We start from the raw sequence: 15378 nt of genomic DNA on the forward strand, positions 1-15378 counted from the left end.
CTCTGATTGCGATAGACGAATTAAACCTCATGAATCAATACCTCGCCGAACTTAGCGAGTACGGTTCGATCACCTTAGAGGATTATCGTACATTGAGAGAACGTCAATTAGCCATAGAAAGGTTAATTCAGCTTATCGTTCAAACTGGCGGTGGTGATTGGGTAGTAGTGATGGCTGCTTAATCCTTTGCTTTGCTGTGCATTGTAGTCATGGATAAAATACCAAAGGGTTCCCCAACGTGATTCTCCATTTTTTTAGAGAAAGATAGACTCTCTCTCACCAGCCGAGAAATCCTTTGTCGAAAGGTATTATTTAATCTTTCAATATGATTAGTTTGACCAGTTTCTTTTCCGACGGGTCGATGACGTTTACTAGGAATTACTGTCTTATAGGACTCCCAAAAGTCTGTGTAAGCAACCGCGCATTGTCGGTAAACACCTGGTAAACTGGCCCCAAAGTTTTTGGCTCTTCTGGTTTCTGTGTGGAAATGAGGTCTATACTGATGGGTTTTTCCATAAAATAGTCCTAAAAGTGTTGCCTAGTAAGCATTTCACGATTCCATAAGCAAAAATTATCACACAAAGTCGAGAAGAGCCGATAAGGTAGATAAGAGATTTGATAAGATAGAAGAACGGTTGACGAAAGTGGAAATAGGACAAGTCGAACTCAAAGGGGAGATTAAAGCCTTAGATGAGCGACTAACCACAGAAATTAAAGGGTTAACTGCAAGAGTCGCCTATCAGGAATTTACCAATTGGGGGATTCTCATCGCTCTGGTTGTGGCCATTTTAGGAGGGGCTGCTAAACTTTTTGGTTTTTGCCCCAATCCCTAACAGCGATCGCCCTAAGCTGCTGTAGAATTAACTTGACAAATATAAAAACGCAGCCGAAGACTCTCTGGGAAATGCAGTTAAATAATTGGATGGCAACCTAAAAACATGAGTGAATTAACTATTCGTCCAGCTAAAATTAGTGGTGTCATCCCAGATTCGATCGCCGCCGAGGTGGGTTTTGAAATCGGGGATGCGCTCGTCTCTATTAATGGTAATCGTCCCCGGGACTTAATCGATTATCAATTTTTATGTGCCGATGAATTTTTAACCCTAGAAGTGCTTGATAGTCAGGGCAAAACTCACCAAGTAAAAATCGAAAAAGATTATCATGAAGACTTAGGTTTAGAGTTTGAAACTGCCCTTTTTGATGGCTTAATTCAGTGCAATAATAAATGTCCTTTTTGCTTTATTGACCAACAACCAGAGGGCAAAAGAGAAACTTTATACTATAAAGATGATGACTATCGCCTAAGTTTTCTCTATGGCAGTTATTTAACCTTAACTAATCTCACCTCAAAAGAATGGCAACGGATCGAAAAGATGCGAATCTCACCGCTTTTTGTGTCCGTTCATGCCACGGAACCCGATCTGAGGATTCGTCTCTTAAAAAATCCCCGCGCTGGTCAAATTGTAGACCATTTAAAATGGCTACAAGCCAGACAATTACAAATTCACGCCCAAGTGGTAGTTTGTCCCAATATTAATGATGGAATTCATCTCGAAAGAACCCTGTTAGATCTGGTTTCTTTTCATCGGGGAGATATTCCCTGTGTGGAGTCGATTGCCGTAGTTCCCGTGGGATTAACCCGCTTTCGTCCCCAAGAAGATGAATTAATTCCCGTTAGCCAAGAAAAAGCGCGAGAAGTGATCGAACAAGTCCAAACTTTACAGAAAAAATTTCGTCAAGAATTTGGCAGTAATGTGGTCTGGTTAGCCGATGAATGGTTTTTAATTGCCCGAGTCGATTTACCCCCTCAATCTCACTACGAAGACTATCCCCAAATCGGTAACGGGGTTGGCTCGATTCGTCAATTTATTAGGGATTTCCAGAAGACAGCTAAGAAGTTATTACCTGCTCAAATTACCCCCTCTAGACGGTTAATATGGCTAGTGGGCAATGCGGTAGAACAAGCTTTTAAACCCCTAGTTAAACAGTTAAATAAGGTGCGGGGTTTAACCGTGGAATTAGTGGCTTTAAATAGTGATTATTGGGGGCAGGAAATCACGGTTACGGGTTTATTAACCGGGCAAGATATTCTCAAGGGATTACAAGGTAAAAATCTTGGGGATGGGGTTTTATTACCCTCCCTCATGCTCAAGCATGGGGAAGCGGTATTTTTAGATGATATCACCCTAGAAACTGTTATTAATCAGTTAGGAGTCCCTATTTATCCAGTCCTGGGAGTGGAGGAATTAATTAAAACTTGTCTTACTCTCAATCCCTTAAACAAATCCTAATCTTGAGAATAGACAATTATCACTAATCGGTGATCAGATTAGGTGCATCTCCTATCTGTGACTTTCTCTCACATATAGGTGAGCAGCAGAAGTTATTATAGCACTTTTCACGTTACTGAGGTATCGACAAGTTTTGCCAACAAGGGGTTTAAGCCCCTTGCCTATACCTCATTCTGATAAAAACTGCTATATTATACCAAATCCGTTGAGTATAGGCTACTTATAGAGGAGAGGCACTCATGCAACCGGCAAGAGGCAAAAGGGGAAATAAATAATCAGTTTTTAATAACTGGATTTAGTATTAATCATATTTTTTAAGAATTCGCTTTTTATTGCCGTTGAATTTGGCTTTGGCGGGGATTTATGCGGGTTGGATGATTTTTTCTGCTTCGATTTCAAAGCTGGCTTTTTTGCTTTTCTTGGCCGAGCCTGGCCGTTTTCTTTGCCCTTGTGACTTGGGTTTTTTTTCGTTGAGTTGACTGGCCCCTATCTTGGGTCGGCCTGTGGGCTTTTTTGTTTTCTAAGTTCGGCTTCGAGTTGAGCGATTCTTTCTTGCTGCTTTTTTAGCTGTTGAGAGAGTTGGTCAATGGACAGGAGAACCCTTGCTCTTTCTTGATTCCGTTTCTCTCTCCATCGGTCTAAACCTGTATTAGACATCTCCAAAATTCAGGCCAGATTGAGGTTAATTGCTGGAGATGTCTATTATACTGCAAGGGAATCAGGAGCCACCCAAGAGCCATTGGTTCGCCACCTCAGTTTCCCCCCATGGGAACTGCCTGACTTCAGCGGCGACAAAGTGGGAAGCCAGACTTTCAATCAGTTTAACCAGAGTGGAATCAGTCACCACGGCAACTTTACTGACGTACTTGTGATGGTCGCGTATCAGCCGGAAATGAGCAATCAAGGCACCAAAACTCTCCCAGCCGGTGAAAGTAGGTACTTCGATGATTACGCCAGCAAGGCCACCAGTGGCTTCAATGTGGGGATCCACTGCCTCCGCAATCTTGACAAAATCTTCCGCCGCAAGTGCAGATTTAGGTTGCATATAGAGAATGCTATGCGCCGCGTCTAAATTATAATCTATCATAGTTTGCCTCTCCCAAATGGTCGAAGTCTAACTATATGCTATCACAAATAGTGGGACAAAGATTGAGGCAAAATCAATAAGCGATCGCAGAGAATAACCACAAAGACACAAAGACACAAAGACACGAAGATTAGGCTGGTTAATTCTTCTTGCCATCTAATCAGAATTGGGTGGTTTATGCATTGCTAACCAACCCAACTGGACTTTATTTGAGGGGTAATGTTCTAGATGTTAACTAGGTTAAAGATGGCATAGCCAACGCATAATTGAAACCAGTTGATTATCATTGGTTAAGTTAGCGGCATTGGTGAGTTTTTTCGTCTCTAATTGCTGATAAATTTCCCTGGCCATTTTTGTTTCAATAGCAGCGCCGATAAAAAAAGTATAAGGATGCTTAGATATTTTTCTAAAAGCATCATCAATTCTCTGCAAAGCAGTACGAGCAGTTTTCCAATGTTCATCTGCTCGATCGGGATCAATTCCACCTTTTAATTCTCCCAAAGCAATGTATAAATCAGGAGATTGTAAGGTTTGTTTCAATCCCTAAGCTAGGGAGAGGAATGTAAAGATTTATTAAATTGTAGCGTAGGATACTTTGACCCCACTAAACAGTATTGGCTATTCTGCTAGATTGAATTGCACGGAGTTTTTCAACGCAAACCATCTTGATCCAATCCTGACGATTCATGTTCTGCAATTGACACTCTACATCTATGCTTCGTAGTAATTCCGGGGGAAAATCAAGATTAATCTGTTGCTTAACCTGAAAATTACCTGTGAAATGCTCAGAGACATCTTTCCCTAGATGTGCTTGTTGAGCAATTTCCTCAATATCTTTAATTTCAGTTGACTGTTTCCTCATAGCTTTTGCGCTCCTGTTTAGTTGATTTCCAAGCGGTGACAACCCAAATGTAATCACCGACTTCATCGACTCTGTATTCTACGATGAATGTTGTTAACGTTCCGCCCGCAAAGCCAACAATCCGATATTGTTCTGGCTGCTCAGAGCGTTGGTCTTCGATGTAAGGTTTGTAAAGCAGATCGTTTAACCGAGTGAAGTCAATGTCACGTTCTGTTAAAACTCGCTGTCGTTTGGCTTCATCCCATTGAATACGCATGAGATACCCGAAATCAATGGAGAAAAATTGTTTTCACCCACTCTATACTAACCTATCGCTCCCGAAGGCGAGGGACTAGGGGGAGAAGAATGTAAAGATTTATTAAATTGTAGCTTTTAATACAGTTGTGGGGGGGGAGTGTGTATCGTTTTGTCATCTGCCTTTGGTGTTGGGTTGGGCTGTTGCTTGACCTGGCTGCGAGGGGGGCGATCGCAAAATTTAGTTTTAGTTATGGAGTCGTAAAAGTTTATGAAAAAAACTTTGATAACGGTAGCCCTGTTAACCTGTTTTTCTTCTTGGGTTCCAGTTAACGCCGCCATTATACCTGTAGGAACAAAAATTAAATGGGAACGAAACGAAATAAAATCGGAGCAAACAGTTCCTGCTGGGGCAAAATATAAAATAATCAAAGAGGACGGATCGACTTTTGAAGGGGTTACATCTACCGAATTTACATTTAAGAACCAGAAAAAAACTTCAAGTTCTAGTATTGCAACTGTCGTAGTTGTCGTTGGAGATCCTTTGGTAACTATTGAAGGTTATCAGAACCTTAGTGATCTGACTGTTACATATGACTTTACTGGCTTGAACACGGCCATACCTGAATTCACTTGGTATTCAGTTGATGTTTCGTATGAAGGTTTGTTTTCTTTGGATATTGACGTTCCTTCAGATCCACTATCAGGTCCTTCTACCATCACAAGATTTCAATACGACTTTTCTGGATCTTCTAGCCTGCCAATTGCCATCGAGAAATCTTCTGGTCTTGCGGTAACTTTAGGAGATTTTAGAGTTCGTACTTACTCGCCCACACCTTTATCATCATCTGTTAGTTTCTTAGGACCACTTGAAGGCATCTGGGATGTATCATTGCTAGAAGAACTCGTAACCCCAAATTTCCAGATTGCGCCAGATTCAGTGTCCGATCCACAGCCAATCCTTGAAGTAACGGACAAAGACGGTCTCTTCAAGTCTGTACCAGAACCTTCTTCCATCCTGAGTTTCCTCGCTCTCGGCACTTTAGGCGCAGCTTCAACCCTCAAGCGCAAACTGAAGCTATCCAAATCCACCGAAAAAGAAACCACAAAAGTAGGCTAAATTGCTTACAAAAATACCATAAATGCCCCTTCATTCAGTCAGTTGAGGGGGTTTTATGTTTTGCCTGTGCTTCTACTTATTAAATTTTATTAATTAATTGCTCAAAAGTAGTTTCTTGTGGTAGAAAAAGATTTTTTGGATCGATAGCGTAAAATTTAATAGATATTGTAATTCTATGCCATAACGGAAGTTAATTACAGCAGTTACCTTAATGGTGAAATAACTTCTTTATTTGATTGGTAATTTTAATCGGTGGGGAAAGGGCGATACTTAAGGATTAATTCTCGCACCGATTCCCCTAGATTTAATCTCAATCCCCTAGACAAATACCCAAACCCCTGGCGGTTTTGACTAAAGTTTCTTCGGGATCGACGACGCGATAGGTTTTAATCGCCTCCTCAATGGGAACACTGACCACTTGCCGATTTTGCCAGGCCACCATGCGATCGAATTCTTCCCGAGCGATCAAATCCACGGCCGCCACGCCAAAAGCCGCCCCCAGTAAGCGATCGATCGGAGAAGGAATACCCCCCCGTTGAATGTGGCCCAGGAAAGTCACTCTCGTTTCGGCCCCGGTTTCCCTGGCAACTTCTTCCGCTAAATAGCGACCGATACCCCCGAGACGATCTTCCCCTAGGGCTTCCTTTTGCACTAGGCGATTGCCAGTTTCGGTACGCACAGCCTCGGAGACAATAATCAGAGAAAACTGTTTATCCAGACGCTGCCGTTGCCGGATCTTCTCGCAGATCTTCTCTAATCGGTAGGGAATTTCGGGAATGAGAATGATATGAGCCCCCCCCGCAATACCGGCAGCCAGGGCGATATGGCCGGCATCTCTACCCATAACTTCTAGAATCATCACCCGGTTATGACTAGCGGCGGTAAAATGGAGGCGATCGAGGGCTTCTGTGGCGATATTAGTAGCTGTATCGAAGCCAATGGAGACTTCTGTAGCTCCCACATCATTATCGATGGTTTTGGGGATACCGATCAGATTAATGCCTCCCTGTTGGGCAATACGGCGCAAAATCGCCAGACTACCATCGCCACCGATGCCGATCAGGGCATCCAGTCCCAGACTATGATAGCCGTCGATGATGTCCTGAGAGCGATCGATCAGGGTTCCATCCGGCATCGGGAAAGCAAAGGGATCCCCCTTATTGGTAGTACCGAGAATTGTTCCTCCCATCACCAACAGGCGATCGACTCCTTCAATGTCAAAGATAGTGGTTTTGGGGGGACGGTTAACTAATCCGTTCGTTGCTTCTCGAATACCCACCACTTCCCAGCCATAATTGCCACTGGCATGGTGGACAACGGCACGAATGGCGGCATTTAAACCCGCACAGTCGCCACCACTGGTGAGAATTCCAATTCGTTTTTTTTCACCCATAGGTTTTTGTCAGGAGATCAACAAATCTATATTTAGGGAAAAGTTGCGGATAATGCCTGAAAATTAAGAAAGTTTCTAGATCGTCCCTGACAGCTAGGGGAAAAATTCACCCCCGTCCCCTCAGTCCCCCTAGCAGGGTATGCAGGGCGACACGGATCCCCATTATACTAGAAAGTATATAGCAATCTTAGGGCATTTGTCAACCCTAATATACAGAAAATTTTCTGATAACTGATAGCCAATCAATTTAACTATTTACTGCTTGCTGAAGACGGGATAGATCCCAACCTTTTTGATTGAGAAGTAGCCAAGACTGCATTAAATCCGGACCGTGTAACTCCCCCATCAAAGCGGCGCGTAGAGACTTCATCACCAGACCTTTTTTAACCCGATGGGCTTTAGTTGTGGTCTCCACAATTCCCTTAGCAACTTCTCCAGTCAAATCGGGAGTAATAGCGGCGAGAATATCCTTGATAATATCCTTAACTCCCTCTAATTGTAATTGACTTAAAGCCTCCTGATTATAATTAGCCAGAGGGGTTAAAAGTAAGCGACTTTCAGCAACAGCATCGCTTAAACGAGTTAAACTCGGACCGATGAGAGTAGCCAAACCGATCAACCAAGCTCGATCGGTTTCAGCAGCAAAATTATACCCTGCTTCTTGCCAGTAGGGGAGAAGTAAAGGCACTAATTCCTCACCGGTTAAACGATGGAGATATTGACTATTAATCCAATCTAATTTAGTCCAGTCAAATTTTGCCCCCGCTTTATTTACCCGTTCTAAACTAAACACTTCAGCGGCCGCTTCAAGGGTAAAAATTTCTTCAGTGGAATCGGGAGGAGTCCAACCGAGGAGAGTCATGTAATTAACCAAAGCTTGCGGCAAAAAACCCAGTTTTCGGAAATCATCGATCGAAGTGACTCCATCCCGTTTAGATAACTTACGACCCTCCTGATTTAAGATCAAAGGAGTGTGGGCAAACTCAGGCACTTTTGCCCCCAAAGCTTCGTATAAAAGAATTTGTTTAGCCGTATTAGCGATGTGATCTTCCCCACGAATAACATGGGTAATTTCCATATCGATATCATCAACAACTACCGCTAAATTATAGAGAGGCTGACCGAAGTTTTCCTCGGCATTTTCCGAGGTACGAGCGATCACCATATCCCCCCCCAAATCACTACCTTTCCAGATAACTTTTTCCCGGATTAAATCCTGCCAAATAATTTCTCGATCATCGTCAATAATAAAACGAATTACTGCTTTTCTCCCCCCTTGCTCGAATTGAGCTTGTTGTTCGGGGGTGAGATAACGATGACGATTATCGTAACGGGGGGCAAGATTGCGGGCTTTTTGTTCTTCCCGCATTTTTTCCAATTCTTCCGGGGTACAATAACAACGATAGGCTAAACCTCGATCGAGCAGGGTTTGAATAGCCTGACGATAATAATTAAGGCGTTGAGTTTGAAAAAAAGGACCTTCATCCCAATTCAGTCCTAACCATTGTAGGCCCGCTTGAATATTTTCCGTATATTCTGGTCGAGAACGTTCTAAATCTGTATCTTCCACGCGCAAGATAAATTTACCCCGGTGATGATGGGCAAAAAGCCAGTTAAACACGGCTGTGCGTGCGGTTCCAATGTGTAAATTTCCCGTGGGACTGGGGGCAATACGAACTCTAACTGTCACGATTTAACTCCTAGGTTTTTTGCGGCAACGATATCCCATATTATTGCAAATTCACCTAGGCCAACTGGCGAAATTAAGACAGTTTTTAGCCAGGGTTGCCAGCCGCAATTATCAGTTCTTTTGTACCGATTAAGCTCGGAGTGTTAGCCCTGAGTAACCGCACTGGGGAATCGAAGAACAATAAAACATCTTGGGGAATGTAAAAATATATAAAAGTATGTGAAGATTTGCGGAATGTCGGTTATAAACTTTGGAGATATCTATTGGTTTTATCTCTGATGTTGCGATTAATCACAATGTTTGAAACTCTATTATCTTCGATTTTGCTTACCCAGTCTGATTATTTCCATCTGACTCCCACTAATAAGGTGGCAGTGGAGAGAAGAATTGCCGAAAAAAGTTTTGTTTCCGATCCTCAGATTAATCCTAGGGAAATCTCTAGTATTTTGAATCTTCAGCCCCAATGTGGTGCGAATCCTGCTAATTCTCAGATTCAATGCACTTGGAAAGAAGGAAATAGACAGATAAAAGCCTATTGGTTAAAGCCTTGGCGCTTTCAGCGCTGGGAATCTAGGGGATTCTAGCTATATCTTGAGATAATATCAGTTCTAAAAATGAATAGCCACCAAAGGGTGAGAAAGGAACAACAAACTCTCAAGAATTGAAGTTTCCCTCTCTGGGGAGAGGGTTTGAGGATGAGATATTTCAATAACCCTGTTATTTCGGTAATTTAGGCAGCGATTAAAGATTTGCTCAAAGGTTGCCAACGGAAATATCTTTCCCCACCCAATTCGAGGACAAATTTTAACCGGGGTTCCTGTTGACTAAGACTAATTAAGTATTGTTTTTCTTCCGAGGATAAAACAAAACTTTCAATAATCCAAATCACTAAACCTTTAGATTTGGGTGGTAAATTTTCCAATTGATAGGTAGCAATGGGAGGAATAAAATAAACCGGTCCCACGGCTGCTTCCCGACCAATATTTTTTTTACCTAAATGGGGGGGACGGACTCCATGAATGCCGGTAAGATAGGCACTTAAATCCCCCAGACCTCTAGCGGTGATATGCAGGACATTGTAACCAGTGGCCCGCAAACGTCTTTGATAGCGTCCCTCGTAACCCCCTTCTAAGGGTGCGTAAACCCCTAAAGCACCGTATTGTTCCAGATCGCGAATAAATGGTTTTCCTGTGGTCAGTAGTGCCATAGCTAGTAAAAAAATCTTTTTCCCTATAATCGCACGTTTTGTTAAGTTGTGGGTCAGGTGAACAGAGAAAGACTTAAGATCAAAGATAGAGGGGGACAATCGCTACTCTCTCCCGAGGAGGCAATATGTTTCACGATCTCCTTTATCCCAACGGACTGCTTTATATCCTGATTAAACTAACTGTTTTAGCTTTAGCAGTCTTGCTCTGGTTTATGGTCGTTTCGGCCCCAGCTGTCTGAAAAGATGCTGCTCTTGTCTCAGGTTAGCCTTGTCTTCTACAATTAGCGTTCTATGCAATGGCTAAATTTTGCCGATGACTCCTGTTAAATTGCCGATCGCTCCTTTTCTGAAACCCAACCTAACCACTAAACTCCTAGGGGTTGGGTTGGTATTGACAATTATTTTTATCCTGATTGCCCTGTTTTCGCCCCTTCTGCAAGCGATCGGCCTGGTTCAGGATCCAACCGACATTTTAAGCAATTATCCCCTACAAGCCCCCAGTTTTGCCCATTGGTTCGGGACGAATGTGCGCGGTTATGATGTCTTTTCCCGCACCCTATTCGGGGCCCGGGCGGCCTTGTCCGTGGTATTTTTGGCCACAGGATTATCTTTAGTCATCGGGGTTCCTTTAGGGTTAATTAGCGGTTATTTGGGGGGTAAGATCGATCGCGTTCTCCTCTTTCTCATGGATACCCTCTACACCTTGCCGGGGTTATTATTATCGGTGGCTCTCGCTTTCGTTTTGGGTCGTGGTATCGTCAATGTCGCCATCGCTGTTAGCATTGCCTATATTCCCCAATATTTTCGCGTGGTCAGAAATCAAACCGCCAGCGTTAAAAATGAGTTATTTATCGAAGCGGCCCGAGCGATCGGCGCTAGTCCTAGCCGGATACTATCAAAATATCTTTTCTTTAATGTCGTCCAGAGTGTCCCGGTTCTTTTTACCCTCAACGCGGCGGATGCGATCTTGGTTTTAGGCGGTTTAGGCTTTTTAGGCTTAGGATTACCAGAAGAAGTGCCGGAATGGGGTCATGATCTCAAGGAAGCTTTGGCGGATTTATCTACGGGTATCTGGTGGACCACTTTATTTCCCGGATTAGCGATGACCACGATGGTGGTGGGTTTATCTCTCTTGGGAGAGGGGTTAAGTGAAATTTTTAACCCCCTGAGTCGTAAACGCTAAAAGCGCGGGCCAGAGTTCGGGGGAAATCAACTCAGGACCCCGCACCCTCAGCCTCTCTGTCCAGTAACGATGTAGGATACCCTTTGGGCGATATTGGTGGCATGATCGGCCATACGTTCTAGATGACGGATTAGTAAAGCCATCAGCAGGATCGGTTCCACCACACCCTTAATATCTCTTTGATGGGCGAGAGTGTGGTAAAGATAGTCATAGGCTCGATCGACCGTATTATCTAGCTCTTTGACCTTTGGACCAGCTTCTTGATCGAGGTCAGCCAGGGCGACCAGGCTCGTGGCTAACATATACTGAGCATGGTGGGACATGGCCTCGATCTCACTCATACAATCGTGGGGAGTATAGGCGAATAACTTGAGCGCTATTTCGGCTAAATCCTTGGCATAATCGCCGATCCGTTCCAAATCGCGCACTAATTGCATAAAAGCACTTAAAAGCCGCAAATCTTGGGCTACGGGAGCCTGTAGAGTCATGAGAGTGGCACAATCTAACTCGATTTGACGATAGTAGCGATCGATTTCCTTGTCAAGGGGGGGGATTTTTTTCGCCATTTCCAAATCCCTAGCAAAAAGGGATTGATGGCTAAGACGAAAGGATTCTTCGACCAAGGTTCCCATTCTCAGCACATCCTGTTCCAATCGCTGGAGAGAACGAGCGAAATAGGTGCGATCGCGATGATTGGTTTCTTTGGATAGGCTCACGGTCGGATTCGCTTAACATAAAACTACTCTTTCTCTACAGTCATAACAAGAAAATTTTAGATTTTACACGGTTGTCTAGAGAACTTGACAGATTTTTTTCTCCCCTCTCCCCAATTCATAATTCATAATTCATAATTCATAATTCATATCGCTGGAGAGAACGAGCGAAAGGGAGCATCTCACTTACGCGATAAGTAATTATACTTAGCCTAAAAGCCACTCTTAATCGTGTCTTGGAACGAAATAGAGGCTTTTAAAGACTGCGTACATGGAGAATTAAAACAAGAATTACCCTCGAAAAGCCTATTTTTCCACTAAGTATTTATGCTCATTGCAAAGGTGAGATGCTCCCGAGCGAAGAGCGAAATAGGTGCGATCGCGATGATTGGTTTCTTTGGATAGGCTCACGGTCAGATTCGCTTAACATAAAACTACTCTTTCTCTACAGTCATAACAAGAAAATTTTCGATTTTACACGGTTGTCTAGAGAACTTGACAGATTTTTTTCTCCCCTCTCCCCAATTCATAATTCATAATTCATAATTCATAATTCCCACCTAATTTTTTTGACGGGGGAGAGTGACTTGTAGGCGAGCGCCGCCGGTGTTAGGATCATTTTGAGCGACGATCGAACCGCCATGGGCTTGAATAATCTCTTTGGCAATCGATAAACCTAAACCGGTACTATAATCCTTTGTGCCTTGTTTTTGACGGGTGCGGGAAGGATCACCGCGAAAGAGGCGATCAAAAACGTAGGGGAGATCCGCTTCGTTAAATCCTTTCCCGCTGTCGATAACGTCAATTTTCAGCCATTTTTCCCCGATAGTATCGGATATTTCCCGAATTTCTAGGCGAATTTTCCCCTGATCGGGACTATACTTAATGGCATTATCAAAGAGATTCAGGAAAACTTGCAGCAGACGAGAATGATCCACTTCCAGCGTCCAATCCACCGGAGAGGAATAATCTAAGCTAATCTGTTTTTGGGCGGCTATTGGGGTGACAGTCTGCCAAGCAGCGCTGATTAATTCCTCTAGATTAATTATCTGGTATTGTAAAGATCGCCCCGCATCCGCTTGTAATTCACTGATTTCTAGCCAATCGCAGACTAATTGACTCAAACGCTCCACTTCTTTCCCCATTTGTTCTAACCAGCGTCTTTCGGGAGCTTGGAGGCGTTTTTGTAAAGCTTCGGTAAGGAGAGAAATGGAGGTTAAGGGAGTGCGTAACTCGTGAGTTAAGTCAGAGAAAGCTCGCTCGCGATTTTGCGATAATTCCACTAAAGGCTGTCTATTTTCGATAAATACAGCGATTTGACCTTCTGGCAAGGGATAACCGTAACCCTTCAAGGCAATCGATTTAGGAGCAATCACTTGGCGATCGCTAATAGGGGTGACAGGATAATTAGTCGGGTAAAAAGTCCAAGTTTGCACCTGTGGACTCTGTTTTTGGCGAGTTTCTTGAATTAATTGATCTAATTCGTAGGAGCGCACCAATTCTAGCAGCAGACGTACCTGATCTGGCTGCCAGCGATCGAGTTTTAAGAGGGTTATTGCCTGTTGATTGCACCAGAGCAGTTGATTATCGGCATCCACATGAAGATAGGCGATCGGCGCTATTTCTAGCAAGGATTTCTGAATTTCTAAGCTCTTTTCTCGCTCTTGCAGACTTTGGGAGAGAAACTGTAATTCTCGACGCACTAGGGAGGTAACGGGAAAAGAAGCCGACAAATCCGCCGAATCCGAGAGAGCGCTCAGGGTTCGCTTTAACTCTCTATTTAAGCGTGAGACTTGCCAGTAACAAATACTCAAACCTAAAACTACTCCCAAAATAAAAGCGAAAATAGTCATTGTCTGCGCGAGCGGCGATCGCTAATCGGGAAAATATAATCGCTCACCTAGCCAAAACGATAACCGAAACCGCGTACAGTAATCAGGTATTCCGGTTGACTGGGATCGATTTCTAGTTTTTCGCGTAACCAGCGAATGTGAACATCGACGGTTTTGGTGTCTCCTAAAAAATCTGGTCCCCAAATTTGTTCAATTAACTGCTCTCTTGACCAAACTCGGCGCGGATAACTCATAAATAGGTCGAGGAGACGGAATTCTTTAGGAGAAAGGTTAATTTCTTCATCTCGCACTGTCACCCGACATTCTTGGGTATAGAGAAAAACATCGCGGAATTTCCGCACGGGAGCAGCCGCTAGAGAAGTAAATCCTTGACGACGAATGAGAGCGCGACAACGAGCGACTAATTCTCGCATACTAAAAGGTTTAGTCAGATAATCATCAGCACCCACTTCTAAACCCAAAACTCGATCGGTTTCGCTGGCCTTAGCACTTAAGATTAAAATCGGGATAATATTGCCGTGATAGCGCAACAGACGGCAGATATCAAGACCGTTGATTTGGGGTAGCATTAAGTCCAAAACGACCAAATCAAACCGAGACTGACCGTGATTGGATTCCTGACTTTGCAGTAATTCTAGGGCAGCGCGACCATCACTAACACCGAGCGCCTCGTAACCTTCTTCTTCCAAAGCCAAAATAATCATATCCCGAATCACTTCTTCATCTTCAACGATTAAAATCCGATGATTGGGAACGAAATCCGTACTCGCCGACAAGGGGGGGTTGTCAAGGGTTAACATAAAAATACTTGATTATTCATCTTGATTTTATCTCAATTTGTCAACTGGCAATCGTTTTGGGGGTAGAGCCGAATGTTATTACAGTTATCTACCTGGTTAGAGGTGGAATCCTATCTAGAACAATCTCAGGGAATTATTATTCCCATTGGTTCCACGGAACAACACGGGCCGACGGGACTGATTGGTACAGATGCTCTGTGTGCAGAGGCGATCGCTAAAGGAGTAGGGACACGGGTAGGAGCAATGGTAGCACCCACCTTAAATGTGGGTATGGCCCTACATCATACGGCTTTTCCAGGTACGATTAGCCTTCGTCCCAGCACTTTGATTCAAGTCATCCTCGACTATGTGACTTGTTTAGCTAGAGCCGGTTTTCGTCGATTTTTCTTTATTAATGGTCATGGGGGCAATATTGCCACCCTAAAAGCCGCTTTTTCGGCAACCTATTATCATTTGGATTCCCTCAATTTGCCTAACACAAACGAGGTTAAATGTCAAGTGGCCAATTGGTTTATGGTGCGAGAAGTTTATCTTTTAGCCAAAGAATTGCAGGTCGAGCAGGAGGGTTCCCACGCTACACCGAGCGAAGTGGCGTTAACTCAGTATCTTTACCATGAGAGCCTTAAAAACGCCTTTTTATCCGAAAAAGTGGCTTCTGGTCATGATATTTACGGTGCGGCTAATTTTCGCCAAAATTACCCCGATGGTCGTATGGGGTCCAATCCTGCTTTAGCGACTCCCGAACACGGTCAGAGGTTCTATGAATTAGCTGTGAAAGAATTGAGTAATACTTAGGGTTTGCTGAATAAATGTGAAAACCTTGTTGGGTAAAACTTTTAGACCTTTTGCCCATCAAAAAGTGCCGACCCTTGGAGTGATTGGGGGGAAAATTCAGGTACTTTTTCCCTGAAAATTAGATAATTGACCAGATGAAAATCTGTAAAA

17 protein-coding genes and 2 pseudogenes are annotated in these 15378 nt (G+C 43.5%); 7 read left to right on the plus strand and 12 right to left on the minus strand.

Annotated features, from left to right (window positions below; translation table 11 throughout):
* Positions 1 to 29: 29 nt before the first annotated feature.
* The gene (locus B5D77_RS06510; RefSeq protein WP_253257657.1) at positions 30 to 182 is read left to right on the plus strand and encodes a hypothetical protein; all 153 of its coding nucleotides are present in this window, start codon (positions 30 to 32) and stop codon (positions 180 to 182) included.
* Here B5D77_RS06510 and B5D77_RS06515 read toward each other — a convergent pair.
* Positions 123 to 448, minus strand: a pseudogene (locus B5D77_RS06515) (IS1 family transposase); the annotation flags it as partial. The gene B5D77_RS06510 and the pseudogene B5D77_RS06515 overlap by 60 nt on opposite strands.
* A 112-nt stretch (positions 449 to 560) precedes the next feature.
* Between B5D77_RS06515 and B5D77_RS06520 the strand changes: the two are divergent.
* Positions 561 to 833: a hypothetical protein gene (locus tag B5D77_RS06520; RefSeq protein WP_039899771.1), complete on the plus strand. Its 273-nt coding sequence runs from the start codon at positions 561 to 563 to the stop codon at positions 831 to 833.
* Positions 834 to 938: 105 nt separating this feature from the next.
* Positions 939 to 2291 (plus strand): TIGR03279 family radical SAM protein, encoded by a 1353-nt coding sequence (locus B5D77_RS06525; RefSeq protein ID WP_008199704.1) that lies wholly within the window; start codon positions 939 to 941, stop codon positions 2289 to 2291.
* 486 nt (positions 2292 to 2777) lie between these two features.
* On the opposite strand, the gene B5D77_RS25760 is transcribed toward B5D77_RS06525, so the two are convergent.
* From B5D77_RS25760 to B5D77_RS06545, 5 genes and pseudogenes are all read right to left on the minus strand, one after another.
* On the minus strand, positions 2778 to 2948 hold the full coding sequence (locus B5D77_RS25760; protein WP_157221736.1) for a hypothetical protein: 171 nt from the start codon (positions 2946 to 2948) through the stop codon (positions 2778 to 2780).
* Between the two features lie 61 nt (positions 2949 to 3009).
* Positions 3010 to 3378, minus strand: a complete 369-nt coding sequence (locus B5D77_RS06530; protein ID WP_008199706.1) for an STAS/SEC14 domain-containing protein — start codon at positions 3376 to 3378, stop codon at positions 3010 to 3012.
* 240 nt (positions 3379 to 3618) lie between these two features.
* A pseudogene (locus B5D77_RS06535) lies at positions 3619 to 3915 on the minus strand (AvaI/BsoBI family type II restriction endonuclease); the annotation flags it as partial.
* 67 nt (positions 3916 to 3982) lie between these two features.
* The gene (locus B5D77_RS06540; protein WP_079209336.1) at positions 3983 to 4240 is read right to left on the minus strand and encodes a hypothetical protein; all 258 of its coding nucleotides are present in this window, start codon (positions 4238 to 4240) and stop codon (positions 3983 to 3985) included.
* The gene (locus B5D77_RS06545) at positions 4221 to 4496 is read right to left on the minus strand and encodes a hypothetical protein (RefSeq protein WP_052275984.1); all 276 of its coding nucleotides are present in this window, start codon (positions 4494 to 4496) and stop codon (positions 4221 to 4223) included. The genes B5D77_RS06540 and B5D77_RS06545 overlap by 20 nt, the downstream gene beginning before the upstream one ends.
* A 249-nt stretch (positions 4497 to 4745) precedes the next feature.
* Between B5D77_RS06545 and B5D77_RS26990 the strand changes: the two genes are divergently transcribed.
* Positions 4746 to 5594 (plus strand): PEP-CTERM sorting domain-containing protein, encoded by an 849-nt coding sequence (locus B5D77_RS26990; RefSeq protein ID WP_253882651.1) that lies wholly within the window; start codon positions 4746 to 4748, stop codon positions 5592 to 5594.
* A 310-nt stretch (positions 5595 to 5904) separates the two neighbouring features.
* Here the strand turns inward: B5D77_RS26990 and B5D77_RS06560 are convergent, their stop codons facing one another.
* Together B5D77_RS06560 and gltX are read right to left on the minus strand one after the other, a co-directional pair.
* A complete protein-coding gene (locus tag B5D77_RS06560) occupies positions 5905 to 6987 on the minus strand; it encodes an ATP-dependent 6-phosphofructokinase (protein ID WP_008199715.1) in 1083 nt (360 codons plus the stop codon).
* A 247-nt stretch (positions 6988 to 7234) separates the two neighbouring features.
* A complete protein-coding gene (gltX, locus tag B5D77_RS06565) occupies positions 7235 to 8677 on the minus strand; it encodes a glutamate--tRNA ligase (protein WP_008199717.1) in 1443 nt (480 codons plus the stop codon).
* A 296-nt stretch (positions 8678 to 8973) separates the two neighbouring features.
* On the opposite strand from gltX, the gene B5D77_RS06570 reads away from it, so the two are divergent.
* Positions 8974 to 9261 carry a hypothetical protein gene (locus B5D77_RS06570; RefSeq protein ID WP_106908506.1) on the plus strand — a complete coding sequence of 96 codons (288 nt, stop codon included), beginning with the start codon at positions 8974 to 8976 and terminating at the stop codon, positions 9259 to 9261.
* A 146-nt stretch (positions 9262 to 9407) separates the two neighbouring features.
* Here B5D77_RS06570 and B5D77_RS06575 read toward each other — a convergent pair whose 3' ends face one another.
* Positions 9408 to 9884 (minus strand): NAD(P)H-quinone oxidoreductase subunit N, encoded by a 477-nt coding sequence (locus tag B5D77_RS06575; protein WP_008199720.1) that lies wholly within the window; start codon positions 9882 to 9884, stop codon positions 9408 to 9410.
* Positions 9885 to 10197: 313 nt separating this feature from the next.
* Here B5D77_RS06575 and B5D77_RS06580 point away from each other — a divergent pair, with 313 nt between their 5' ends.
* Positions 10198 to 11067 (plus strand): ABC transporter permease, encoded by an 870-nt coding sequence (locus tag B5D77_RS06580; protein ID WP_008199722.1) that lies wholly within the window; start codon positions 10198 to 10200, stop codon positions 11065 to 11067.
* A 47-nt stretch (positions 11068 to 11114) separates the two neighbouring features.
* On the opposite strand, the gene phoU is transcribed toward B5D77_RS06580, so the two are convergent.
* The 3 genes from phoU to B5D77_RS06595 all read right to left on the minus strand — a co-directional run bounded on the left by phoU (position 11115) and on the right by B5D77_RS06595 (position 14433).
* Complete coding sequence (gene phoU / locus B5D77_RS06585; protein ID WP_002776122.1) at positions 11115 to 11783, minus strand: phosphate signaling complex protein PhoU; 669 nt, start codon at positions 11781 to 11783, stop codon at positions 11115 to 11117.
* A 557-nt stretch (positions 11784 to 12340) separates the two neighbouring features.
* A complete protein-coding gene (locus B5D77_RS06590) occupies positions 12341 to 13633 on the minus strand; it encodes a cell wall metabolism sensor histidine kinase WalK (RefSeq protein WP_008199727.1) in 1293 nt (430 codons plus the stop codon).
* 47 nt (positions 13634 to 13680) lie between these two features.
* The gene (locus B5D77_RS06595; protein WP_008199730.1) at positions 13681 to 14433 is read right to left on the minus strand and encodes a response regulator transcription factor; all 753 of its coding nucleotides are present in this window, start codon (positions 14431 to 14433) and stop codon (positions 13681 to 13683) included.
* 72 nt (positions 14434 to 14505) lie between these two features.
* Between B5D77_RS06595 and B5D77_RS06600 the strand changes: the two genes are divergently transcribed.
* Positions 14506 to 15228, plus strand: coding sequence for a creatininase family protein (locus tag B5D77_RS06600; protein ID WP_106908507.1), 723 nt, complete (start codon positions 14506 to 14508; stop codon positions 15226 to 15228).
* Positions 15229 to 15378 lie beyond the last annotated feature (150 nt).

This window comes from Microcystis sp. MC19 (assembly GCF_003019735.1).
Taxonomy (GTDB): domain Bacteria; phylum Cyanobacteriota; class Cyanobacteriia; order Cyanobacteriales; family Microcystaceae; genus Microcystis.

What these genes read in the sequence shown, in the direction of transcription:
- B5D77_RS06510 (WP_253257657.1), top strand. Translation starts at nt 30, where the DNA reads ATGAATCAATACCTCGCCGAACTTAGCGAGTACGGTTCGATCACCTTA.
- B5D77_RS06525 (WP_008199704.1), top strand. Translation starts at nt 939, where the DNA reads ATGAGTGAATTAACTATTCGTCCAGCTAAAATTAGTGGTGTCATCCCA.
- B5D77_RS25760 (WP_157221736.1), bottom strand. Translation starts at nt 2,948, where the DNA reads ATGTCTAATACAGGTTTAGACCGATGGAGAGAGAAACGGAATCAAGAA.
- B5D77_RS06530 (WP_008199706.1), bottom strand. Translation starts at nt 3,378, where the DNA reads ATGATAGATTATAATTTAGACGCGGCGCATAGCATTCTCTATATGCAA.
- B5D77_RS06540 (WP_079209336.1), bottom strand. Translation starts at nt 4,240, where the DNA reads ATGAGGAAACAGTCAACTGAAATTAAAGATATTGAGGAAATTGCTCAA.
- B5D77_RS06545 (WP_052275984.1), bottom strand. Translation starts at nt 4,496, where the DNA reads ATGCGTATTCAATGGGATGAAGCCAAACGACAGCGAGTTTTAACAGAA.
- B5D77_RS26990 (WP_253882651.1), top strand. Translation starts at nt 4,746, where the DNA reads ATGAAAAAAACTTTGATAACGGTAGCCCTGTTAACCTGTTTTTCTTCT.
- B5D77_RS06560 (WP_008199715.1), bottom strand. Translation starts at nt 6,987, where the DNA reads ATGGGTGAAAAAAAACGAATTGGAATTCTCACCAGTGGTGGCGACTGT.
- B5D77_RS06570 (WP_106908506.1), top strand. Translation starts at nt 8,974, where the DNA reads ATGTTTGAAACTCTATTATCTTCGATTTTGCTTACCCAGTCTGATTAT.
- B5D77_RS06575 (WP_008199720.1), bottom strand. Translation starts at nt 9,884, where the DNA reads ATGGCACTACTGACCACAGGAAAACCATTTATTCGCGATCTGGAACAA.
- B5D77_RS06580 (WP_008199722.1), top strand. Translation starts at nt 10,198, where the DNA reads ATGACTCCTGTTAAATTGCCGATCGCTCCTTTTCTGAAACCCAACCTA.
- B5D77_RS06590 (WP_008199727.1), bottom strand. Translation starts at nt 13,633, where the DNA reads ATGACTATTTTCGCTTTTATTTTGGGAGTAGTTTTAGGTTTGAGTATT.
- B5D77_RS06595 (WP_008199730.1), bottom strand. Translation starts at nt 14,433, where the DNA reads ATGTTAACCCTTGACAACCCCCCCTTGTCGGCGAGTACGGATTTCGTT.
- B5D77_RS06600 (WP_106908507.1), top strand. Translation starts at nt 14,506, where the DNA reads ATGTTATTACAGTTATCTACCTGGTTAGAGGTGGAATCCTATCTAGAA.